We start from the raw sequence: 22,519 nt of genomic DNA on the forward strand, positions 1-22,519 counted from the left end.
CCGCGCGCCATCTCCGCGCCTCAACCCCGCGCGTCCACCACGGGGGCGAGCGCGAGCACGAGCCCCAGCACGTTGCGGGCGCCCCGCTGCAGCTCCCCGCGCGTGAGGCCGTCCGTCCGGGCGAGGGAGGCGAGGATCGAGTCGTCGGCGTAGGCCTGGGGGCCGGCATCCGTCTTCACGCCACCGGGCATGAGCACATCGACCTGCGCCCGGACGCGGTAGGCGTTGTCGGCGAGGTCCGGGAAGTCGGGGTCGACGGCATCCTCCATCCACCAGTCGGTGATGACGCAGCCGGTGTAGCCCCATTCGCCCCGCAGGATCGTCGTGACGAGGTCGTGGTGGTAGTGCGCCCACACCCCGTTGATCTTGTTGTACGAGGTCATGAGCGTGCGGGGCGCCGCCTCACGCACGCAGATCTCGAAGCCGCGCAGGTAGATCTCCCGCAGCGCGCGCTCCGACACGCGGGAGTCGTGGCGAGTGCGGTTGGTCTCCTGATTGTTCGCCGCGAAGTGCTTCGGGCAGGCCGACACCCCCGCCGACTGCACTCCCGCGACGACCGCCGTACCCATCCGCCCGGTGACCAGCGGATCCTCGGAGTAGTACTCGAAGTTGCGCCCGCACAGCGGGTCGCGGTGGATGTTCATGCCGGGGCTCAGCAGCACGTCGGAGCCCTTGCGCACCATCTCCTGGCCGTGCAGCGCCGCGAGCTCGCGCACCAGCGGGGCGTTCCACGTCGAGGCCAGCGCGGTGCCCGACGGCAGCAGCGACGCGTAGGCCGCGAGGCGCAGGCCGCTCGGTCCATCCGTCGTCGTGACCGGTCGCACGCCCCGCTCGCGCAGCCCGGCGCTGACGCCGCCCAGCACGCCGGCGTTGCCGGCGGCTCCGAGCGGGCTGTGCATCGTGATGTCGCCGCGGGCGAGGAGGGCCAGCTCATCGTCGGAGAGCTGCGCGACGAAGGCGTCGAGCGTCGCGTCGCCGGCGGCGACGTCGTCCAGGCGGATGCCGCGGTCACCGGTCGGGGCGATCTCGGCGGGCAGGGCGTCGAGCACACGCTCGCGCCGGGAGACCGTGCGGGTGGGCACGTCCTCCCACGCCGGCACGGGCCGGCCGGCGTCGTCGCGGCCGCGGGTCATGCGGCGGAAGGCGTGCGCGGGATCCACGGCGGCGGCCTCGCTGAGCTGCCGGACGACGCGCAGGCGGTCGACGCGGCGCACGGCGACCTCGGTCGCGGTGCGCACGTTCGTGCCGACGAAGACGGGGTACGCACCCGGTTCGAGCACGTACGCGCTGCGATGACCGGTCACCCCGCCGTCGTCATACGACGCGAGATCGCGGAGGTCGAAAGTCAGCTCCAGCCGGGCGCTCTCGCCGGGGGCCAGCAACGGTGTCTTCGCGAAGGCGGCGAGCCGGCGCGCGGGCTGGGCGAGCAGGCCCTCGGGCGCACCGACGTAGACCTGCACGACCTCCTTGCCGGCGTGCTCGGCGCCGGTGTTGCGCACGTCGACGAGGATGCGGACGATCTCGGCATCCGCCCCGCCCGCGTCGCCCGCCTCGCCCCGGCGACCGGCACCGTCCGAAACCTCGGCGACCTCGACCGCGAAGGTCGTGTACCCCAGGCCGAAGCCGAAGGGGAACTGGACGCGCTCGGGGGCGAACGTCTCGAAGTAGCGGTAGCCGACGAAGACGTCCTCGGCGTAGACGCCGACGTCGGGATCGCCGAAGTTGCCGGCGCTCGGGTAGTCGTCGTAGCGCCACGCGATCGTGTCGGTGAGGCGCCCGCTCGGTGCGACCTCTCCGGCGAGGACGGCGGCGACGGCACGTCCACCCTCCATGCCGCCCTGCCACGCGTACAGCACGCCGCCGATGCGGTCTCCGTAGTCGGCGAGCCAGCCGAGGTCCATGACGTTGCCGGCGTCGATGACGACGACCGTGCGGGCGAAGGCGGCGGTGACGGCGTCCAGCATGGCGCGCTCGTCGTCGGTGAGGAAGTAGCTCCCCGGCGTCAGCGTGCTCTCGCGCGCCTCTCCGGCGGCCCGCCCGATCACCACGACGGCCGTGTCGGCGCGCGTCGCGGCATCCGTCGCGACAGCGGGATCCAGCGGCATCTCCGGGAAGTGGTGCGGCCAGTTGCCCCACGTGCCGTCGAAGCTCGGCCGGTGCGCCGCGCACCACTGCCGGTACTGCTCGGCGACCCCCTCGTCGACGGCGACACCGGCGTCGCGCAGCCCCGCAGTGAGGTTCCAGACATAGGGGACCTTCACGTCGCCGCCCGAGCCGTAGCCGACCGCGAACCAGTCGTACTGGACCCGGCCGAACACCGCCGTCGGACGGTCTCCGAGCGGCAGGACGCCGTCGTCGTTGCGCAGCAGCACCACGCCCTCCGCCGCGGCCTGGCGGGCGAGGGCCGCGAGCGCCGGGTCGAGGGTGGGATCGGCGTCCTGCAAGATGCTGGAGATCTGCGCGACCGATTCGACCGGCGGCAGCGCGTGGGACCGATCGCCGGACTCGATGGCGGCGGGCTGGGGCATGGAGCACCTCGTGGTCGTGATGGGGTCGTGTTGGGGGTTTCGCTCGGGGTCGTGCCGGGGTTGCCTCGGGGGGTTATACCCGGGGGGGTGCCGGGGTGCCTCGGGGGCTTGTCCCCGGGGTTGCGCCGGGCGTCGCCTCCGGGTTGTCTCTGGGCTCTTGCCCGGAGTCCCCCAGGCTGGGAGCGCTCCCACACTAGCGCACCATGCTGTTCGCGATGGGTGCGACACTGGAGCATGCGGATCCTGCTGAAGCTCGTTCTCGACTGCGACGCCGACGCCGCGTGGCGCGCGCTGCACTCCCCCCGCGCGATCGCGGAGCTCTACGGCCCGCTCGTCGACATGGCGCCGATGGCCGCCGCGGGCCTGCCCACCAGGCTCGATCCGGGCGCCGACGTGCCCGTCGCGCTGCGGCTGGGCGGTGCGATGCCGCTCGGCCAGCAGCTCATCCACGTCAGCGAACGCCTCACCCGCGACGAGCGCGGCCCGGTGCGGATCCTCCGCGACAGCGGCATCCCACTGACCGGACCGCTGTCGGCGCTCGACGTCTGGGATCACCAGATGGCGGTCTCCCCTGCGCTGGGCGATGCCGGCAAGACCTTGTGGCGGGACCGCCTCGTCATCGGCGGCGCTGCGGCCCCCGCGCTGTGGCCCGTCCTGTGGGCGACGTGGCAGTGGCGCGGTGCGCGGCTGCGCGCGCTCGCCCCGACGTGGGCGCACGACCCGGAGCCGGACCCGGCCTGACGCGCGAGGCCCACGCGCGCGGGGCCTGGCGCGCCGGCCGGGCTTGCGGGCGCACGGGGAGGGTCCGAGGGCACGCGGCCGCCGCGGCGCGGCTACTCCGCGAGAGCCTCGACCGCGGTAACGCGGGTCGCGAGCCGAGTCGGGACCACCGTGGCCACGGCGGTGAGCAGCGCGGTGGCGACGACCACCACGAGCACCGGCAGCCACGGGATCGCCGGCGCGACGAGCGTTGGCGACGACCACGCGGGCGGCACCGACACCGAGCCGAGCAGAGACTGCGCCGCGACCCAGCCGTAGACGACCCCCAGCACGAGACCGAACAGCAGAGCCGTGATCGTGACGTGGACGGCCTCGAGCAGCACGACGCGGCGCACCTGCGCGGAGGTCAGGCCGAGCGCGCGCAGCAGCCCCAGTTCGCGCCGCCGCTGAACGATCCCGATCGTCAGGAGGTTCACGAGGCCGACGCCCGCGATGACCGCCGACACCGCAACGAGCCCCATCATGATGGCGGCGAAGGTATCCATGACCCGCATCATCTCCGCCGGCGGCTCGCCGCCGGACGAGGCCGTCATGACGGCCTTGACCGACTCGTTCGCGACGGCGAACATGACGACGAGGGTGACGCCCATGACGACGCCGATCGCCATGCGGCTGGCTCGTTCCGGGTAGCGCAGCGCGTTCTCGGCCGCGAGTCGCGCCGGCGCGGAGCGTCCGAACAGCCGGCCGGTGAGCCGCAGCAGCGGCGGCATGATGAGCACCGCACCGAGCGCGAGGCCGGAGAACGAGAGGATGCCGCCGACGAACGCCACCACGACGCCGAGCGGGTTCAGCATCCCGACCACGACGCCGAGCGCGAGAAGCGCGGCACCGGCGACGAACAGCGCCACTGCGGCGACGTTGCGCCCGCGGGACGCGGCCGCCTCGTCATGCCGACGGGGCGTCGAGCCCGCAATCGCCTGCAGGGGCGTCACCGACAGCACACGGCGCGACCCGCTCCACGCGCCCGCCCACGTCGTCAGCGCGACGACCGCCGCGGGGAGCACGAGGACGGGCTGCAGGATGTCGTAGGCGACATCGAGGCCGAGCGCGTTCCCACCCCACCACAGCAGCAGCGCGGCCGCCGCGACACCCGCGACGAGGCCGACCCCGGCGCCGAGCGTGCCGACGATGAGGCCCTGGCGGGCGACCTCACCCCGCTGCGACCGCGCCGACGCCCCGATCAGGCGCATCAGCGCGATGCGGCGGACCCGGCCGGCCACGATCGTCGCGAAGGTGTTGGCCGTCACGATCGCGGCGACGTAGATCGCGACGCCGACGAGCAGCACGCTCAGGATGCCGAGGACCACCGTCACCGTCTCGCCACCGCCGAGATAGGGATCGGCATCCACCCACGCCGCGATGTATCCGGTCGCGCTCAGCAGCAGGACGCCGAAGGCGGCCGAGATCGCCGACACGAGGATCGTCGCGCCCATCCCGCGCTCGCGCAGCCACGCCGCGGACCGGGTGCGCCGCGGCATCCGGGTCGCCGTCTCCGATGTCGTCTCCGGCGTCTCCGGCGTCGCGACGGCGGTCATACCGCCACCTCCGCAGCGAGCATGAAGGCCGAGACCTGTTCGACGCTCTGGCGCGGCTTGTCGGCGACGACGCGACCGTCGCCGAGGAACAGGACGCGGTCGGCGTGGCTCGCGGCGACCGGATCGTGGGTCACCATCGCGATCGACTGCCCATGCTGACGGCCGGCGGCGGCCAGCAGGGCGAGCACCTCACGGCCGGAGCGGGAGTCGAGGTTGCCGGTGGGCTCGTCGGCGAAGACGAGGTCGGGCGCCGTGGCGAGGGCCCGGGCGATCGCGACGCGCTGCTGCTGCCCTCCGGAGAGCTCGTGCGGGCGGTGCCGCAGCCGCGGCCGCAGGCCGAGGGAGTCGATGAGGCCGTCGATGCGCGCACGCTCCAGCGCGCTCGGGGTGCGACCGTCGAGGTCGAACGGCAGCAGGATGTTGCCGAGCGCGTCGAGGGTCGGCACGAGATTGAACGCCTGGAAGACGAAGCCGACGCGGCGTCGCCGCAGGATCGTCAACTCGAGGTCGGACAGGCCGGTGATCTCGGTGTCGCCGATCCAGGCGCGGCCGCTGGTCGGCGCATCCAGGCCCGCCATGATGTGCATGAGGGTGGATTTGCCCGACCCCGACGGCCCCATGATCGCGGTGAACTCCCCGCGGCGGATGCCGACGGTGACGTCGTCGAGCGCCCGCACCCCGGTCTCGCCCGCGCCGTACGTCTTGCTGAGGCCCTGCACCCGCGCCGCGAGGCCGAGTTCTGTCGTCGTGATCTCCATGCCGTCGACGCTACGGAGGGCGCGGCGTCGGCCGCGTCCGCCGCGGGTCGCGCCCGCGTACATCGCGAGGATGATCCGCCCGGTGCGGTCGGCCGGCCGGCGCCGGCCACGGTCGGCCGGCCGCGGTCGGCCGGTCGCGGTCGGCCGGTCGCTCGGTCGGGTCGCTCACCCCGTCACCCCGTCCCGCCGTCGCGAAAGCAGGCTGAACCGGCTCATCGGGGCGTGCGGCGGCCGGTTTCGGTCGATTCGCCCTGCTTTCGAGACACGCTGGACGGGGGACGGCGCGGACGGGGCCGCCGAGCGGGCGCGCCGACGGGGCGGGGTCAGGCCAGGCCGTGCTCGAAGGCGAAGACGACGAGCTGGACGCGGTCGCGTAGGGCGAGCTTGGCGAGGATCCGGCTGATGTGCGTCTTCACGGTCGCTTCGGAGAGGAACTCGCGCTGCGCGATCTCCGCGTTCGACAGTCCGCGGGCGGCGAGCGCGAAGATCTCCCGCTCACGGTCGGTCAGCTCCTCGAACGCCGGGGGCGCGGGGCGCACCGCCGGTGCGGCGAAGTGGGCGAACAGGTCGCGGGTGGCGGATGCCGCGATGACGGCCGACCCGGCGTGGACCGTGCGGATCGCGGCCAGCAGGAACTCCGGATCGGCGTCCTTCAACAGGAACCCGCTCGCCCCCTGCCGGATCGCGCGCGCGGCGGCCTCATCGAGGTCGAACGTCGTCAGCATGACCACGCGCGGCGGGGCGTCGGCGAACGACGTGTCGGCGAGCAGCTCGGCAGTCGCGGTGAGTCCGTCCATCACCGGCATCCGGATGTCCATCAGGACCACGTCCGGACGGGTCGCGCGGATCACCCGCAGCGCCTCGGCGCCGTCACCGGCCTCGCCGACGACCTCGAGATCGGGTTGCGAGGCGACGACCATCCGGATGCCGGCGCGGAACAGCGCCTGATCGTCCACCAGAACGACGCGGATCGGCACGCTCACTCGCCGCCGCCGATCGGGAGCGTGGCGCGGACGACGAAGTCGCCGCCCTCGCGACCGGCGTCGAGTGTGCCGCCGACGAGCTGCGCACGCTCCCGCATGCCGATCACGCCGTGCCCGCGGGGCGCCTCACCCTCACCGGCGGGTGTCCCCGACGCCGGGACGCCGGGCGCCGTGGTCTCGTTGCGCACGCTCAACTCCACCCGGTCAGCATGCCACGCCAGCGCGACGTCGACGGGCGCGCCGGCGCCGTGCCGGAGCGCATTGGTGAGCGCCTCCTGCAGGATCCGATAGACCGCGAGCTGCACCCCGGTCGGAACCTCGCCCGCCGGCGCCGGATCGACGTCGACCCGCAGCGCGATGCCCGCCGCGCGCACCTGGGCATACAGCTGTTCGAGGTCGGCGAGCGTGGGCTGCGGGCCGTCGGCCTGCCGGTGTCGCAGCTGCGCGAGCAGCATGCGCACGTCGGAGAGCGCGGCCCGCGCGGTCGTGGAGATGGTGCCGAGGGCGGATGCCGCGGCATCCGGATCGGACGCACTCGCGTAGCGGGCGCCGTCGGCCTGCGCGATCACGACGGCGAGGGAGTGCGCGACGACGTCGTGCATGTCCCGGGCGATCCGCGTGCGCTCGGACTCCGCCGCCGCCTCGGCCTCGGCCACCTCCTGGGCGCGCCGGTTCTCGCGGGCGCGGATGCCGGTGCGCACGAGCGCGCCGACCGTCCAGGCCAGTCCCAGGCCGAACATCGCGGCGAGGGCGACCGCGAGGGCCGTCGTGATCGTCGACACGCTGAGGCCGCCATCCGTCAGCGGCGCGAACAGGTAGATCGTGATGACGAGCGCGCCGACGAACGTCGACGCGAGCCCTGCCCAGAAGGTACGGCGACTGCCGTAGGCGGCCGTGGCGTACAGCACCCCGAAGACGGCGATGTCCGCGGTGCTCGGCGGGCGCGCCATCGCCATCTGCACGATCGCGCCAGCCCAGGCGACGGTCAACGCGAGCCCGGGCGCGGCCCGGCGCAGCGCGAGCGCACCGCCCATCAGCAGGGCGACCAGCACGGTCCCGAGCGCGTTGTTGTCGTTGAAGCGGCCGATCGACAGGTCGAAGGGGAGGGCGACAAGCGCGAACAGTCCCGCCACGACGATGTCGATGACGAGCTGCGTGCGGGTCAGCCGGCGGAACACGCTTCGACGCTACGCGACCGGGCGTGGGGCGGCATCCACCGCGAGATGTATCCACGAGGTCGGCGCGTCCTCCACGAGGTCGCCGCTTCACCCGCGAGGTCGCCGCTTCGCCCACGAGGTCGCCCCTTCCCCCACGAGGTCGCCGCTTCGCCCGCGAGGTCGTCCCTCCGGCCGCGAGGTCGCCGCGGCGACCTCGGCACCCAACCGGCGACCTCGGCACCAAACCGGCGACCTCGGCACCAAACCGGCAACCTCGGCGCCCAACCGGGGACCTCGGCGGCGGATGCGGCGAGATGGGGTCGGTGGTCAGGTCGCGGGGATGACGGGACGGTGCTCGTAGAAGGTCTGCAGGACGACGGTGGTGCGGGTGCGGACGTTCGCGGCGAGGCGGATGTCGCGGACGAGATCTTCCAGTGCGCGCGGCGAAGCGACCCGAGCCAGCAGCATGTACGCCGCGTCGCCGGCGATCGAATGGCAGGCCTCGATGGCGTCCAGGTGCTCCAGCAACTCCGGCGCGTTGTCGGGCTGCGCCGGGTCGAGCGGCGTGATCTCGATGAACGCCGCCAGCGGGCGACCGACCTGCTCGGGATCGACGACGGCGCGGTAGCCCACGATGACCCCGCGTGCCTCGAGGCGCTTGAGCCGGGCCTGCACGGCCGACACCGACAGTCCGACCGCTGCCGAGAGGTCGGCGAGGGTCACCCGCCCGTCATGGGAGACCTCGGCGATGATCCGCTGGTCGACAGCATCTTCCATAGATGGAAGAATATCGGAAGCAAGACGGTATCACCGTAAATTTTCCTGCAATCGAAGATCGGAGGTTCACATGAGCATGATCGCGTCCGCCCGCACGTCCATCATCGGAGAGCCCGAGGTCGTCGAGGACGGCCGCCCCGTCCAGCACCAACCGGCGTGGCTCGCGCTGAAGGATGCCGCCACCGCCCTCCAGGACCTGCAGGCGCAGGACGGGTCGATCGCCGACGCCGACGCCCGCGGCGAGGCCCGCTCCCTCATCGAGATCATCGTCGGCGCGATCCGCGCGCTGACACCGCTGTTCCCGCACGACGCCGAGTACCTCTCGGCGTCCGTCCACGACTTCGAGCGCTGGGTCGACACCGGCCTCGGCATCCCCGACTTCCTGGAGTCGCTCGTCGCGTTCCAGCCGCAGCAGCATCGTGTCGACGGGCTCACGCACCTCGTCGTGTTCCCGATGTACACGCAGAACGGGTCGCGTGACCGGCACGTCGAGGCGGTGCTGTGCGAAGTGATCTGGCCGGAGTTCATCGCCGAGCTCGAGGAGACCTACACCAACGGGCTGTTCGTGAGCCTGCGGTTCATCGACTTCACGCCGGGCTACGACACCGATTCCGCCGTGCTCTTCCCGGAGACCGTCGCGATGCGCGAGATCCCGGCCTTCACGTGGGGGGCGATCTTCCAGGACCGAGAGGCGGCACGGTACCGGCGCGTCGTGGCCGCGGCATCCGAGATCACGAAGCTCGAGGTGCCCGAGGCGGCGGCGCGGATGCTGGCCGACCAGCAGCTGGCGGAGGAGACCTTCGTCATGTGGGATCTCATCCACGACCGCACGCACATGCGCGGCGATCTGCCGTTCGACCCGTTCATGATCAAGCAGCGGATGCCGTTCTTCCTCTATTCGCTGGAGGAGCTGCGGTGCGACCTGACGGCGTTCCGCGAGTGCGTCGCACTCGGCGCGCGCGACGACGCCATCGGCGAGCACGCGCGGCTCGTGCAGTACGCCGTGATCTTCGACCGCATCTTCCGGTTCGCGATCACCGGCTCGCGCGTGCGCAACTACGACGGGCTCGGCGGTCAGCTGCTGTTCGCGTGGCTGCACCAGCGCGGCGTGCTGCACTGGACCGACACCGCGCTCGCCTTCGACTGGGACGAGGTGCCGGCGGCGGTGGTCGCGCTCGGCGACGCGATCGACCGGCTGTACTGGGAGTCGATCGACCGGCCGAAGGTCGCGCACTGGCTCGCCGCGTACGAGCTCGTGCGCAGCGTGCTGACCCCACACCCGGCGTCGCAGTGGGCGCGAGGCCTGCCGGGCGACGTGCTCGCCGGGCCGCCGAAGGGGTACACGGATGCCGTGATGGACGACGAGTTCCCGCTGTCGATGTTCTTCGAGGCCCTCGAGAAGAAGATGCGGGAGGTCATTTCTTCCACCCGCGGCATCACGGGTCGCGATGCCTGAGCCCGCCGGGGTGGGCGGGCGCTGCGTGCTCGTTGCGGGGGCGACGAGCACGAGCGGGGATGCCGCGGTCCGGGCTCTCGTCGCGGGCGGCGCCACGGTGATCGCGGTGGGGCGCGATGAGGATCGCCTCGCGCCGTTGCGCGCGCGGGGAGGGCGCACCGCGGTGTGCGACCTCACCGACGAGGCATCGGTGCGGGCGCTTGCAGACGAGCTGCACCGAGAGGGCCTGCGCGTCGACGGCATCCTGCACCTCGTCGGCGGGTGGCGCGGGGGCGGCGGGATCGCGGGCCAGAGCGACGCGGACTACCGCGCACTCGAGGGAGGGCTCACGGCGCTGCGGCACGTGAGCCGGGCGTTCTGGGACGATCTCGTCGCCGCGCCCGCCGCGCGCACCGCGATCGTCTCGTCGACCGCGGTGGCGCGTCCCCTCGCCGGCGGCGCGAACTACGCCGCCGTGAAAGCCGCCGAGGAGGCCTGGGCTCGCGCGATGGCGCAGGGCTTCGCGAAGGCCGCGGATGCCGGCGCCTCGGCCGCGGCGTTGCGCGCGGCATCCGTCATCTTTCGGGTGCGCAGTCTCGCGGGGCTCGAAGACGATCTCGCCGCCGCCTTCGTCGGGCTGTGGGATGCCGAGGCATCCGCCGTCAACGACCAGGTCATCACCCTCGGGGCGTAGGTGCCCCGCGCGCATTCACTTGGCAGTTGTGGCTGCTACCCCGGGCGGGAAACCACCACCACTGCCATGGCAACCGCCCACGCCGCGCGGGGAGGAGGCCTGCGGCTATGAGCCGGACTGGTCCGCAGACCCGCCGCGCACCTGGGCTGCCGACGCCGGCGAAATGGTCCCCGCAGCACCCGCAACAGCACCCGCACCCGCACCAGCACCCGCGTCGCCCTCGGGCGTCGTCGGGGCGACGGCGTACTCGGCGGAGAGGATGCGGTAGGACCGGGTCGCGAAGGCGAGGGCGCCGATGACGATCATGATGATCCCCGCGAACAGGAACACGAGGGCGATCCCCCGGCCGGCGCCGTCGCCGAGCAGCCATCCCCAGGTGCGGCGTCCGGCGTCGGATTCCATGTAGGGGATGATCCAGAACTCCGCGATCGGCGCGATGAGGAAGGACGTGATCGGCGCCGCAGACACCTCGATCGCCGCCGCCGCCCCGAACACGCGTCCCTGCTTCTCGAACGGGACGACGCGCTGGATGACCGTCTGCTCGGCGGCCTCGACCGCCGGAACGAGCGCCATGTAGATCCAGATCCCGAGGACGTACACCCACCACCAGTCGCGGATCGTGAACAGCGCCCCGACGAGACCCATCACCATGACCGTGATCAGGAGCGTGCGGATGGGGTTGCGCCCGAGCCCCTTCGCCGCCACGATCGCCCCGCCCGCGATGAACCCGGTCGAGGTCACGCCGAGCACGACACCCCACCACTCCACCGGGAAGAGGGTGAGCCCGTACGGATCCATCAGCGCCATGTAGACCCCGCCGATGAGGTTGTTGAACGTGGAGAAGATGATCAGCGCGAACAGCCCCGGCACTGCACGGATCGCCGCCGCCGCACCGCGCACGTCGATGAACTTCGCCTCGGGATCGCGCTCGGGCTCGTCCTCGGGCACGCGCAGCATGAGGAGGTGCACGAGCGCGACGGCCGTCAGCGCGACCGCGATCACGAGCGTCCACCCCATGCCGAGCAGTCCGATCGACAGCCCGGAGAAGACGCTCGTCACGAGGAACGCCAGCCCCTGCACGGTGCCGACCATCCCGTTCGCGTTCGCGTGCCGCTCGGTGGGCACGAGCAGCGTCACCGTCGTCGACAGCGCGATGTTGCGCATATTCTCGATGACCGCGCCGGCGAGGATGATGCCGGAGAACAGCCAGAACCACGGTCCGCCGAGATCGAGCAGCGCCGACTCGGGCTGCACGAGGTACAGCGCGGCGGCCATGATGAAGGCGGCGAGCGTCACGAGCGCCGACAGCACCATCACCCGATGCTTGCGGTGACGGTCCACGACGGTGCCGAAGACCATGCCGAACACGGCCAGCAGCAGCAGGTACGCGCCGCCGATGATGCCGGTCGCGAGCACCGACCGCGTCTGCAGGTACACCCAGAACGTCAACGCGAACCACAGGTAGCTCGTGGTGATGTTCGCCACGGCCGTGTTGACGAGCACGTGCACGAACGTGCGCATGCCGTGCGGCGGGACGGTGCGAGCGGATGCCGGTGGCTCGGACATACGGCGAGGGTACGGGAGACTGCCGACATCCGATACGGGGCGGAGCGAGGACGAGATGCCGTGCCCGCCCGCGACGCGGAACGTAGGCTGGATGCCGTGACCACCCTGCATGACACGGCCGTCCGCGGCTTCGCGAGCGACAACTACTCCGGCGTCCACCCCGAGGTGCTCGCGGCCATCGCCGCCGCGAACGACGGCCACCAGATCGCCTACGGCGAGGATGCGTACACCGCCCGCCTGCAGGAGGTGTTCGCCCACCACTTCGGCGAGGGCGTGCAGGCGTTCCCGGTGTTCAACGGCACCGGCGCCAACGTCACCGGCCTGCAGTCGATGCTTCCCCGCTGGGGCGCGGTGATCGCGGCATCCACCGCCCACATCAACGTCGACGAGGGCGGGGCGCCCGAGCGCGTCGCGGGGATCAAGATTCTGAACGTGCCGACCGAGGACGGCAAGCTCACGCCCGACCTCGTCGACCGCGAGGCGTGGGGCTGGGGCGACGAACACCGCGCGCAGCCGCTCGTCGTGTCGATCACGCAGTCCACCGAGCTCGGCACGCTGTACACGCCGGAGGAGCTCCGCGCGCTCGCCGACCATGCGCACGCGCGCGGCATGCGGCTGCACCTGGACGGGGCGCGCATCTCCAACGCCGCCGCCGCGCTCGACGTGCCGTTGCGCGCGTTCACGACGGATGCCGGTGTCGACGTGCTCAGCTTCGGCGGCACCAAGAACGGGGCGCTCGGCGCGGAAGCCGTCGTGGTGCTCGACCCCGCGGCATCCGAGGGCCTGCTGTATCTGCGCAAGCTCAACATGCAGCTGAGTTCGAAGATGCGGTTCGTCTCGGCGCAGCTCATCGCCCTGCTCGAGCCCTCAAGCCATAAGGGCGGCGACCTGTACCTCCGGAACGCCCGGCACTCCAACGCGATGGCGCAGCGGCTGCGCGCCGGCGTCGAGGCGGGCATCGCCGACGGGTCGATCTCGGGCGTCGCCTTCAGCCAGCCGACGCAGTCCAACGGGGTGTTCGCGACGCTGCCCGACGGTGTCGCCGACGAGCTGCGGAAGGCGTTCCGGTTCTACGACTGGGACGCGGCGAAGAACGAGGTCCGCTGGATGTGCTCGTTCGACACCACCGCGGACGACGTCGACGCCTTCGTCGCCGAGCTCGCGCGCCTCACCTGACGCTGATCCCGCCGCGCCGCGATCAGCGGCGGAGCGCGCCATTCCCGCGGGGGTGATAGAGCGACCGGGGGCGACAGAGCGACTGATCAGCGGCGGAGCGCCGCGAGCACGTCGACGAGCGCGTCCGGACCGCCGACGTTGGCGGGGACCACGACGTAGAGCCGATCCTCGCCCTCGGCCGAGACGAGGTCCCACACCGAGACGCCGGGCAGCACCTGCCCGCGCACGAGCGCGCGGCTGGCGCCGACCCCCGTACGGGCGAGCTCGGCAGAGGTGATCCCACCCTTGGCGACGACCGCCTCGACGTCGGGCATCCGCTCGCGCACGGCCGTCGTCAGCGCCTGCATGACCAGCTCGCCGTGGCGCAGCGTGTTGTGGTCGGCGCGGCGGTGCCGTTCGGTGGTGACGACGGCGAGGCCGGTCGCCGCGAGACGCTCCCGTGCGGCGCTCGCCGCGGCGCGCCCGGCGGCCACGGGGTCGGCGAAGGCATCGTCGGTCGGGATCACGACGGCGGGGCCGTGGGCGGCCTCGACGCGGTCGAGCTGCGCCGTCGCTCCCGCCGTGTGCGAGCGCACGCGACGAGCGTGGGCACCGGGGCCGGCACGAGGGGTACCTCGAGCAGCCCGTCGCTCTGCACGTTCGCGAGCGCGGCGGCCAGGGGCGCCGCCGAGCGCACCACGACGGCGCGGCCGGCACGGCGGGCGATGCGGATGCCGTCGGCGATGCGGACGATGTCGGCGTCCGTCTCGGCATCCGGCAGCACGACGGCGCCCGCCGGAGCGCCGGCGATCGCCGTGGCGACCCCGCCGGCGCGCACGGCGGCGAGCGGGACGGTGACCGCGACGCGATCGGACTTCTCCACGACGTAAGCCGTCAGCACGCCGGAGGCGAACGGGAACACCGGGTCGTCGGCGTACTCGGTCTCGTGCGCCGGCAGCACCTCATCGCCGATCTGGACGAGGTGCACGCCGTCGATCGTGGTCCGGCCGCCCGCCGGGAAGGCGGGGCAGAAGACGATCACGGCGTCGGGGCCGAGGAACTGCTCCGTCTCGGCGAACACGTGCCCGCGCAGGGTCGAATCGCCGCGCAGCACGAACTGCACGTCCTCCCCCAGCGCCGCCGCGGCCCGCTCGCCGGCCTCGCGGACGCGGCGGACGAGCGCGATCGCCTGCTCCTCGTCGATCGCGCGGGAGTTGGTCTGCACGTAGACGGCGTCGGCCCGCTCGAGCGCGGAGCGGATGAGCTCCTCGTCATACTCCAGCAGCACGACGACACCGGATGCCGACTGGGTGCCCGTCGGGTCGTCGTCGAGGACGATCGTCTTCATCGCTTCTGGATCAACGCGCCAGAGCACGCGAGGAGCACGCGAGGAGGTCAGTCCGCGGCGGGGGCCTCCGCGGCGTCGTCCGCGGATGCCGGGGCCGCGGCATCCGGTCGGATCAGCTCCTTGACCTCGCTCATGAAACTCGTCAGCTGCTGCTGCTGCCAGCGCAGCTGCCGCGTCCGGTCCTCCGCGTCGCGCAGGACGGACTGCGAGTGCGCCGTCACGGTGTCGATGATCTTCTGCGCCTTGGTGCCGGCGCGGTCGAGGATCTCGCGGGCGCGCAGCTTCGCATCCGCCTCGAGCTGCTGCGACTGCGCGCGCATCAGCTTGTCGAAGTCGTCGGCCTTCGCCGTGATGCGCTGCGCGTGCTCGAGCGAGGCGGCCACCTGGTCGTTGGCGTCCTGCGTGATGCGCTCGGCGTGGGCGACGGCCTGGTTGTGCAGCACGAGGAACTCCTGCTGCGCGTCGTCCTGGCGGCGGGTCAGCGACTCCTCGAACTCCAGCGCGCGCATCCGCTGCTCGCGCACCGCCTCCTCCGCCTCGGCACGCGCCTGCTCCGTCTCGCGCGCGACGAGGGAGCGCAGCGCCGCCGCACCCTTCTCCGCCTCGGTGCGGATCGCGGCGGCCTCCTGCTCGGCCTGCGTCACCTTTTCGTCGGCGTGGGCGCGCTCACGCTCGAGCTGCGCCTGGTGCGCGGTCAGCTCGGTCTCGATGCGCAGCCGGGCCTGCTGCGCGTCGGACTCCGCCTGCGACAGCAGCACGTCGGCATCCGCCTGGGCCTGCGCACGCCGGGTCGCGATCTCCTCGCGCGCAGCCTCGAGCAGCCGGTCGGCCTGCACGCTGGCGTTCTTGATGATGACGCTCGCCTGCTCCTCGGCGACGCGGAGGACCTCCTCGAACCGCTCTCGGCCCTTCGTGGACTCGTCGGCCGCGTTCACCAGCTCATCGCTGAGGGTCGCGACCTTCTCCTCGGCGTTGCTGGCCTTGGCGGCCTCCACCGCGAGGTCGGCCTCGAGTGCGGCGACGCGGGATTCGAGATCGTCGATCGTGGCGAGGTGGGTCTTGATCGTCGCGACGGCGCGGCGGTACTTGTCCTTCAGCTGCGCGAGCTCTTCGGAGTGACCGCTGCGGGCCGCGGTGAGCTCGGCGATCGCGGCGTCGACCTCGGCCTTGTCGTAGCCGCGGAAGGTCGTCGTGAACGACCCGGATGCGGCGGGAGGTCCCGCCATGAGCTCGTCGAACGGCGACGTGTCGGCGCTGTCGTCGCGGGTGGGCTGCTGGTCGGACTCGGACGGCACATGGGACACGGGGGTCTCCGCTTCGGCGCGGGCGACGCGGGGGCGACGCCGGGTGGGGGATCGTCGGCTCGGGCAGCCGACAGGGGGAAGGATACCGGAAGCGGGACGGGTTCTCAGCGCCCGGCGAGCCACTCCCGGTAGGCGTCGAATCCGTAGTCCCGGCCGAGGAAGGCTCGCACCAGATCGGCGGCGTCCCGGCTGCCGCCGGGCTCGAGGATCTCGCGGCGGTAGCGGGCGGCCGCGTCGGGGTTCATGAGGTCGCCGCCGAAGCCCGAGAGCAGGTCGCGCGCGATGACGAGCGACCACTGGTACGTGTAATAGCAGGCGCTGTAGCCGGTGAGGTGACCGAACCCCGCGTAGGGGTGCCGCCCGCGCAGCGGCTTCACCGGACTCGTCACGTCGTACCAGTGCTCGGTCGCCGCCTGCAGGTCGGCGGGCCGGTCCACATGCAGGTGGTACGAGACCTGGGCGTGACCGAGCTGGCGGCGCACTTCGAGGGCGCGACCGAAGCCGTCGGCTACCTTCATCCTCTCGACGAGGTCGGCGGGGATCGGCTCGCCGTCGGCGTTGGCGGTGAAGCTCGAGAGGACACCGGCATCCCACGCCCACTCCTCCAGCAGCTGGCTCGGCGCCTCAACGAAGTCCCACTCCGTCGCGACGCCGGTGAAGCGGGCGAAGCGCTGCGCGCCGCCGAGGATGTCGTGGACGAGGTGGCCGAACTCGTGGAAGAAGGTCACGACCTCGTCGTGCGTCATGAGCCCCCGCGCGAAATTGCACAGCAGCACGGCCTCGGGGAGCACCCGCCCCACCACGCCCGGCGCCAGGCCGAAGCAGGCGGCGTGCGTGTACTTGCCGTCGCGGGGATGCAGATCGAGGTGGATCCGGCCGAGTCGCGCCCCGGCGCGCACGACGTCGTAGGAGTGGACATCGGCGTGCCAGGTGGGGACGTCGACCGGCACGTACTCGACATCGAGCAGGCGGCCGGTCGTGGCGAGCAGTCCCGGCAGCACGCGGTCGAAGCGGAAGTAGGAGCGCACGAGCTGCGCGTCGACGTCGTGACGCTCGCCGCGCAGCGTGCTCAGCAGATAGAAGAGGTCGGCGATGGTGACCTCGGTGGCATCGGGGTCGTCCTGCTGCAGGCGCGCGAGCAGGATGCCGTACTCGCGCTGCGCGGCGTCGGCGGAGGCCTCGTCCAGTCGGTCGAGGAACTCGGCGATGGCGCGCCCGCCGTTCTTGCCGCCGCCGATCATGCGCGGCTCGGTCTCGTAGTCGGCCCAGTCGCCGTAGCCGAGCAGACCGGCCCGCTCCGCGCGGACGGCGAGGAGTTCGGCCAGAACGGCGTCGTTCTCGGGCCAGGCGAGGTCGTTGTAGGCGGCGACGATCGCCGTGCGGGTGGCGCGGTCGCGGGCGTACTCGCGCACCGGCATGAGGTCGGGGTAGTCGGTGGTGAGCACGACGAGGCCGTCGTCGCCGACGGGATGCGCGTCGAGGAAGTCCTGCGGCAGCCCCGCGAGCGCCTCGGGCGTCACGCGGATCTCACGGCGGCCGTCGCGGATGTTGCGGGAGAAGGTCAGGCTCAGCTCCGTGTCGCGGTCGGTGAGCTCGCGCACGCGTTCGCGCTCGGCGCCGGGAAGATCGACGCCGCCGCGGCGGAAATCCTGGAGCACCTTCGCGAGCAGGCGCCGCTGCTGGTCGTCGAGGGCTGCGGCGGTTGCGGTTGCGGTTGCGGTTGCGGTTGCGGTTGCGGCAGCGTCGTCGGCTGCGGCGGGTGCGGCGGGTGCGGCGGCCATCGCCTGAAAGAGATCGCGGTCGAGGAGGCGGGATGCCGAGAGGGCTTCGAGCCGCTGGACCTGCTCCTCGGCGATCGCGCGCACCGCGGCATCCGGGTGGGCCTCGCTGAGCAGGTAAGACTCGTTCGTGGCTGCGAGGAGCGCGATCTCGGCGTCGTTCCACAGCTCCAGCCGCGCGGCGGCGTCGAGGTCGGTCCCGGCCACCAGCCGGGCGTCGACGTCGGCGACGACAGCAACCGCCGCCGTCGGCCGCTCGGTCGCGAAGGCGGTCCAGCCGGCCGGGTCGGTCGGGAAGGCGAGGGGCTCGGGCGTGGTCATGAGCTCGAGCCTACGCGGGCCCCGATCGCCGAGACGGGGAATCCGCGACGAGACGGAACGCGTGGCATCCCGTCTCATCGCAGATGTGCCGTCTCGCGGGGCGCGAGCCCTCAGCGTCGCGGGGCGCGAGCGGTCAGCTGCGCGCGCGAGCGCTCAGCGGCGCGGGCGCAGCAGGTCGCCGAGGCTCGGCTTGAAGTGGCGGGCGACATAGGTGACGGCCTCGTCGACGCCGAACGCGCGCGTGGAGTTGCCGACCCGCACCCACAGATCGGTGCTGCCGCCCTGCGCGACGAACACCGGCTCCGACGAGCGCGGGCAGCGCACGGCGCAGACTTCGTGGCCGTCGACGTCCGCGAATCGGATGCGGGGCAGCGCTGCGGCGTTCGTGCCGAGGCTGGTGGACAGCATGTCGCGCAGCCAGAGCTCGAATCGGTCGGCATCGGGGGTGCGCAGCGTCGCGTAGTCGCGGTCGAGTCCGAGCGCTCGCCCGGCGTCGTCGACGCCGATGACGAGCGTGCCGCCGGAGCTGTTGAGGAAGGCGGCGACGGTCTTCGCCACCACCTGCTCCATCCGCGGGTCCTTCTTGTCCTCGCGGACGTTCCAGCGGGCGGTCTCCTTGAACTCCACGCCTTCGCTCTCACCAGCCGCGATGAGCGCGGCGACGTCGACGCCGCCGGGGTCGCTGCGCACGAGGGCGGCGACGGCGGCGACCAGGAGCGACAGTCCCAGGCTGCATCCGACCGCCAGCATGAGCGTCGTCGGCATCCACAATCGCTGTCCGTAGAAGAAGAGTCCGGTGATCAGCAGCCCGACGCTGACGCCGACGAGCGACACGATCGTCATGATCGAGACCGGCAGCGACAGTCGCGCGCCGAAAAGGCGGCGAAGCACCACCGCGATGAGGAACGCGACGAGGAGCGTCAGCGGGAGGGCGATCGCGAACTCGACGAGGGCGGAGCTCTGCGGCGTCACCGCAGCGCACCCACGCTCGCCAGGGCGAGGCGCAGCAGCGTCGAGCGGCCGCCCTCCATCTCCTCGGCCAGTGACGCCGACGACGCCTCCTCCGGAGTCATCCACGTGACCTCGAGAGCATCCTGGCGCGGCTCGCAGGTGCCCGTGACGGGGACGACGAACGCGAGCGAAACGGCGTGCTGCCGGTCGTCGTGGAACGCGCTGATGCCCGGGATCGGGAAGTACTCCGCGACCGTGAACGGGACCGGCTGCGGCGGCAGCTGGGGGAAGGCCATCGGCCCGAGGTCGTTCTCGACGTGGCGGAAGAGCGCATCACGCACGGTCTCGCCGTAGCGCACCCGCCCCGACACGATCGACCGCGTGATCTCCCCCATCGGCGTCGCGCGCAGCAGCACACCCACCTGAGTGACCGTGCCGACCCCGTCGGTGCGCACCGGCACGGCCTCGACGTAGAGGATGGGCAGCCGTCGCCGCGCCTCAGCCAGTTCGATCTCGGTCAGCCAGCCGGGATTGGCGGCGCTGCCGGGTGCCGGCGAGCCGAAGGAGCCGTCCCCGACGGGATGCCCGGGGCGCCCGCCCTGGCCGAGCGAGGACCCGAATCCCGCCAGCGGGTCGCGGGGCGTCCCGTCGTCGCCCTGCTCGTTCGGGTCGGGGTCGGGGGTGCGAACGGCCATGCTCCATGTATACCCCGGTGCGGCGACGCGCACGCGAACCCTCCCGATGGTGAGACGGCCACCGCGCAGTGTCGGGCGCTGCTGAGAAGATGGGCGGATGAGTGAGATGGTGCCCGTGGATGCCGATGCCGTGCTCTGGTCCGCTCCCGCGGACGAGCGCGCGGGTCGCCCGCTGCTCGTGCTGCTGCACGGCTACGGCTCGGACGAGCGCGACCTGTTCGGGCTCGCGCCGTCCCTCCCGGCGGAGTTCGTGGTCGCCGCCGTGCGTGCTCCACTGTCGCCGCCTTTTCCGACGCCCGGCTGGTCGTGGTATCCGATCGAGGGCCTGGATGCGCACGGCGGTGACGCGGTGACGACCGCCGCGCGGAGCCTCATCGACTGGCTCGACGCGGCGACACCGGCTGAGGGGACGGTCGGTCTGCTCGGCTTCTCGCAGGGGGGCGCCGTGGCGTTGCAGGCGCTGCGTCTGCAGCCGGACCAATTCGCGTTCGTGGTCAACCTCGCCGGGTACGTCGACGGCGGGGACCTGCCCACCGACGAGCACCTCGCCGAGGTGCGCCCGCCGGTGTTCTGGGGCCGGGGTGCGCGCGATGAGGTGATCCCGGCGGCTCGGGTCGAGCACACGATCCAGTGGCTTCCCGATCATGTCGAGTTGAGCGGCCGGGTCTATGCGGGGCTCACCCACAGCGTGTCGCAGGAGGAGCTCGACGACGTGCGCGCCTTCCTGGAGAAGCAGCTGACCGCGCAGCGGCCCTGACGCAGAGGGGTGAATGCCGAGGGATGCCGGGCGATCGACTCGCGCGCCGCGGGGTGTGCGCCGGCATCCGCCCGGGAGTTTTGCGGTAGACTGTGCCGGTCCCCGTCCCGAGTGTGAGGAAGACCGTTGAAGGGTTTCGACGCCGCGCTGTGATCCCGCGCTGAGCCGTCGACCCTCCGCTCCTTTCGGATGCCAGGGTTTCCGACGTTCGGCGCACCCCATCCGCGCCGGCTCGTCGGGCCCTCCCGCCTCGCGCTGTCGTGCGCTCGCGGGACCTCGGTGCCGTTCGCGCCTGCGCCCGAACCTTCGGGAGGCACGTCATGCCGATCTCCACTTCCGCGGTCACCCTCGACCGCATCACCTTCACCTGGCCCGACGGCACGCCCGCCCTGACCGATGTCACGGGCGCGTTCGGCGCCGGCCGCACCGGGCTCATCGGCCGCAACGGGTCGGGCAAATCCACACTGCTCGCGCTCATCGCCGGCACGCAGACCCCGGCATCCGGCACCCTCGTGCGCACCGGCACCGTCGATCTGCTGCGGCAGCGCCTGGACGCCACCGAGCGCGTCGCCGACGTGCTCGGCGTCTCCGGGGCGCTCGACGCCGTGCGCGCGATCGCCGCGGGCAACGTCGACCAGCGCCATTTCGACGCGGTCGGCGACGACTGGGACGTCGAGGCGCGCGCGACGACCGCGCTCGCCGAAGCCGGGCTCCCCCACGACGCGCTCGACCGGCACGTCGGGGACCTCTCCGGCGGCGAGGCCATGCTCGCGGCGATCGTCGGTGTCCGCCTGCGGGCGCACCCCATCGCCCTTCTCGACGAGCCCACCAACAACCTCGATCGCGACGCCCGCGCCCGCGTGTATGACCTCGTGCGCGCGTGGCGGGGCACCCTCATCGTCGTCAGTCACGACACGCAGCTGCTCGAGCTGATGGACGAGACGGCGGAGCTGTACGCCAACACGCTCGCCACGTTCGGCGGTCCCTACTCCGCGTGGCGCGAGGCGATGGATGTCGAACAGGCCGCCGCCCGTCAGGCGGAGTCGGCCGCCCGGCAGCTCGTGCGCCGCGAGAAGCGCGACCGGATCCATCAGGAGCAGGTGCTCGCCACCCGCGCCGCCATGGGCCGGAAGGCCGCCATCGAGAAGCGCGAGCCGAAGATCATCATGGGCGGCAAGAAGCGGGCGGCGCAGGTGTCCGCCGGGCGACTGCGCGTCGAGGCCTCCGGCAAGGAGGCCAGCGCGCGGGCGGCGCTCGACGCCGCCGAGCGGCGGGTGCGCGACGACGAGTCGGTGCACATCGACCTGCCTGACCCGGGCGTCGCCGCCGGGCGGCGGATCGCGACGATCGGCGACGACGAGCGGTCCTGGGTGATCCAGGGTCCGGAGCGCGTGGCGCTCATCGGCCCGAACGGCGCCGGCAAGACGACGCTGCTGGAGCGACTCGTGGCGGGGGCCGCGGGGGCGGAGGGTGAGTCTCCGGCATCCGGTGTTCCAAAAGCAGGCCGGATCGACTCGTCGGGCCCGGATGACACCCCCACGGGCCGGTTCAGCCTGCTTTCGGCACGCGCGGAGGCGCACACCGACCGGATCGGGTATCTCTCGCAACGGGTGGACGGGCTGGACGACGGCGCCTCGCCGCTGGAGAATCTGCGCCGCGCAGCGCCGGGCATCGGCGATGTGGAGCTGCGCAACCGGCTGGCGCGGTTCCTCCTGCGCGGCGACACCGTGCTGCGGCCCGTGCGGGCGCTGTCGGGCGGGGAACGGTTCCGGCTGGCCCTCGCCTGCCTCGTCATGGCCGACCCGCCCCCGCAGCTGCTGGTGCTCGATGAGCCGACGAACAACCTCGACCTCGACACGGTCGACCAGGTGGTCGAGGCGCTCGCCGCCTACCGCGGTGCCGTGCTCGTCGTCAGTCACGACGACGGCTTTCTGCGTCGGATCGTGCCCGATCTCGTGCTCGAGCTGCGGGAGGGGGCGCTGACGGAGGTCGGGTGA

Annotated in this window: 19 protein-coding genes; 6 read left to right on the forward strand and 13 right to left on the reverse strand. The window is 72.5% G+C overall.

From position 1 onward, the window contains the following. Positions 1-20 precede the first annotated feature (20 nt). The gene (locus ACPYN4_RS12220; RefSeq protein ID WP_424446519.1) at positions 21-2,528 is read right to left on the reverse strand and encodes a glycoside hydrolase family 3 protein; all 2,508 of its coding nucleotides are present in this window, start codon (positions 2,526-2,528) and stop codon (positions 21-23) included. Positions 2,529-2,762: 234 nt separating this feature from the next. On the opposite strand from ACPYN4_RS12220, the gene ACPYN4_RS12225 reads away from it, so the two are divergent. Next, positions 2,763-3,269 (forward strand): hypothetical protein, encoded by a 507-nt coding sequence (locus tag ACPYN4_RS12225; RefSeq protein WP_424446520.1) that lies wholly within the window; start codon positions 2,763-2,765, stop codon positions 3,267-3,269. A 92-nt stretch (positions 3,270-3,361) separates the two neighbouring features. Here ACPYN4_RS12225 and ACPYN4_RS12230 read toward each other — a convergent pair whose 3' ends face one another. From ACPYN4_RS12230 to ACPYN4_RS12250, 5 genes are all read right to left on the reverse strand, one after another. Continuing rightward, positions 3,362-4,843, reverse strand: a complete 1,482-nt coding sequence (locus tag ACPYN4_RS12230) for an FtsX-like permease family protein (protein WP_424446522.1) — start codon at positions 4,841-4,843, stop codon at positions 3,362-3,364. Beyond that, positions 4,840-5,601, reverse strand: coding sequence for an ABC transporter ATP-binding protein (locus ACPYN4_RS12235; RefSeq protein ID WP_424446523.1), 762 nt, complete (start codon positions 5,599-5,601; stop codon positions 4,840-4,842). The genes ACPYN4_RS12230 and ACPYN4_RS12235 overlap by 4 nt, the downstream gene beginning before the upstream one ends. Positions 5,602-5,924: 323 nt before the next feature. Further along, positions 5,925-6,584 carry a response regulator gene (locus ACPYN4_RS12240; protein WP_281652575.1) on the reverse strand — a complete coding sequence of 220 codons (660 nt, stop codon included), beginning with the start codon at positions 6,582-6,584 and terminating at the stop codon, positions 5,925-5,927. Then, positions 6,581-7,762 carry a sensor histidine kinase gene (locus ACPYN4_RS12245; protein ID WP_424446524.1) on the reverse strand — a complete coding sequence of 394 codons (1,182 nt, stop codon included), beginning with the start codon at positions 7,760-7,762 and terminating at the stop codon, positions 6,581-6,583. The genes ACPYN4_RS12240 and ACPYN4_RS12245 overlap by 4 nt, the downstream gene beginning before the upstream one ends. Positions 7,763-8,068: 306 nt before the next feature. Further along, a complete protein-coding gene (locus tag ACPYN4_RS12250) occupies positions 8,069-8,518 on the reverse strand; it encodes an Lrp/AsnC family transcriptional regulator (protein WP_287271574.1) in 450 nt (149 codons plus the stop codon). A 70-nt stretch (positions 8,519-8,588) separates the two neighbouring features. Between ACPYN4_RS12250 and ACPYN4_RS12255 the strand changes: the two genes are divergently transcribed. Both ACPYN4_RS12255 and ACPYN4_RS12260 read left to right on the forward strand, forming a co-directional pair. Continuing rightward, positions 8,589-9,974 carry a DUF6421 family protein gene (locus ACPYN4_RS12255; protein WP_287271575.1) on the forward strand — a complete coding sequence of 462 codons (1,386 nt, stop codon included), beginning with the start codon at positions 8,589-8,591 and terminating at the stop codon, positions 9,972-9,974. Beyond that, complete coding sequence (locus ACPYN4_RS12260; RefSeq protein ID WP_287271576.1) at positions 9,967-10,647, forward strand: SDR family oxidoreductase; 681 nt, start codon at positions 9,967-9,969, stop codon at positions 10,645-10,647. Before ACPYN4_RS12255 ends, ACPYN4_RS12260 begins: the two co-directional genes overlap by 8 nt. Before the next feature lie 105 nt (positions 10,648-10,752). On the opposite strand, the gene ACPYN4_RS12265 is transcribed toward ACPYN4_RS12260, so the two are convergent. Beyond that, a complete protein-coding gene (locus tag ACPYN4_RS12265) occupies positions 10,753-12,213 on the reverse strand; it encodes an MFS transporter (protein WP_424446525.1) in 1,461 nt (486 codons plus the stop codon). Between the two features lie 96 nt (positions 12,214-12,309). Here ACPYN4_RS12265 and ACPYN4_RS12270 point away from each other — a divergent pair, with 96 nt between their 5' ends. Then, entirely contained in the window at positions 12,310-13,389 is a 1,080-nt protein-coding gene (locus ACPYN4_RS12270; RefSeq protein ID WP_424446526.1) for a threonine aldolase family protein, read from the forward strand. Positions 13,390-13,475: 86 nt separating this feature from the next. Here ACPYN4_RS12270 and ACPYN4_RS12275 read toward each other — a convergent pair whose 3' ends face one another. From ACPYN4_RS12275 to ACPYN4_RS12300, 6 genes are all read right to left on the reverse strand, one after another. Continuing rightward, positions 13,476-13,964 (reverse strand): nucleotide-binding domain containing protein, encoded by a 489-nt coding sequence (locus tag ACPYN4_RS12275; RefSeq protein WP_424446527.1) that lies wholly within the window; start codon positions 13,962-13,964, stop codon positions 13,476-13,478. After that, complete coding sequence (locus ACPYN4_RS12280; RefSeq protein ID WP_424446528.1) at positions 13,892-14,716, reverse strand: four-carbon acid sugar kinase family protein; 825 nt, start codon at positions 14,714-14,716, stop codon at positions 13,892-13,894. The genes ACPYN4_RS12275 and ACPYN4_RS12280 overlap by 73 nt, the downstream gene beginning before the upstream one ends. A 47-nt stretch (positions 14,717-14,763) precedes the next feature. After that, positions 14,764-16,020 (reverse strand): DivIVA domain-containing protein, encoded by a 1,257-nt coding sequence (locus tag ACPYN4_RS12285; RefSeq protein ID WP_281652584.1) that lies wholly within the window; start codon positions 16,018-16,020, stop codon positions 14,764-14,766. A 104-nt stretch (positions 16,021-16,124) separates the two neighbouring features. Then, a complete protein-coding gene (locus ACPYN4_RS12290) occupies positions 16,125-18,119 on the reverse strand; it encodes a M3 family metallopeptidase (protein ID WP_424446530.1) in 1,995 nt (664 codons plus the stop codon). A 153-nt stretch (positions 18,120-18,272) separates the two neighbouring features. Next, on the reverse strand, positions 18,273-19,091 hold the full coding sequence (locus tag ACPYN4_RS12295) for a helix-turn-helix domain-containing protein (RefSeq protein WP_424446531.1): 819 nt from the start codon (positions 19,089-19,091) through the stop codon (positions 18,273-18,275). Beyond that, positions 19,088-19,765, reverse strand: coding sequence for an NUDIX hydrolase family protein (locus tag ACPYN4_RS12300; RefSeq protein WP_287272149.1), 678 nt, complete (start codon positions 19,763-19,765; stop codon positions 19,088-19,090). The genes ACPYN4_RS12295 and ACPYN4_RS12300 overlap by 4 nt, the downstream gene beginning before the upstream one ends. 97 nt (positions 19,766-19,862) lie before the next feature. Here ACPYN4_RS12300 and ACPYN4_RS12305 point away from each other — a divergent pair, with 97 nt between their 5' ends. Both ACPYN4_RS12305 and ACPYN4_RS12310 read left to right on the forward strand, forming a co-directional pair. Beyond that, positions 19,863-20,522, forward strand: a complete 660-nt coding sequence (locus tag ACPYN4_RS12305) for an alpha/beta hydrolase (protein ID WP_424446532.1) — start codon at positions 19,863-19,865, stop codon at positions 20,520-20,522. Between the two features lie 320 nt (positions 20,523-20,842). Continuing rightward, complete coding sequence (locus ACPYN4_RS12310) at positions 20,843-22,519, forward strand: ABC-F family ATP-binding cassette domain-containing protein (RefSeq protein WP_424446533.1); 1,677 nt, start codon at positions 20,843-20,845, stop codon at positions 22,517-22,519.

It is taken from the genome of Microbacterium sp. CH-015 (assembly GCF_049707015.1).
In the GTDB taxonomy this organism is placed as follows: Bacteria; Actinomycetota; Actinomycetes; order Actinomycetales; family Microbacteriaceae; genus Microbacterium; species Microbacterium aurum.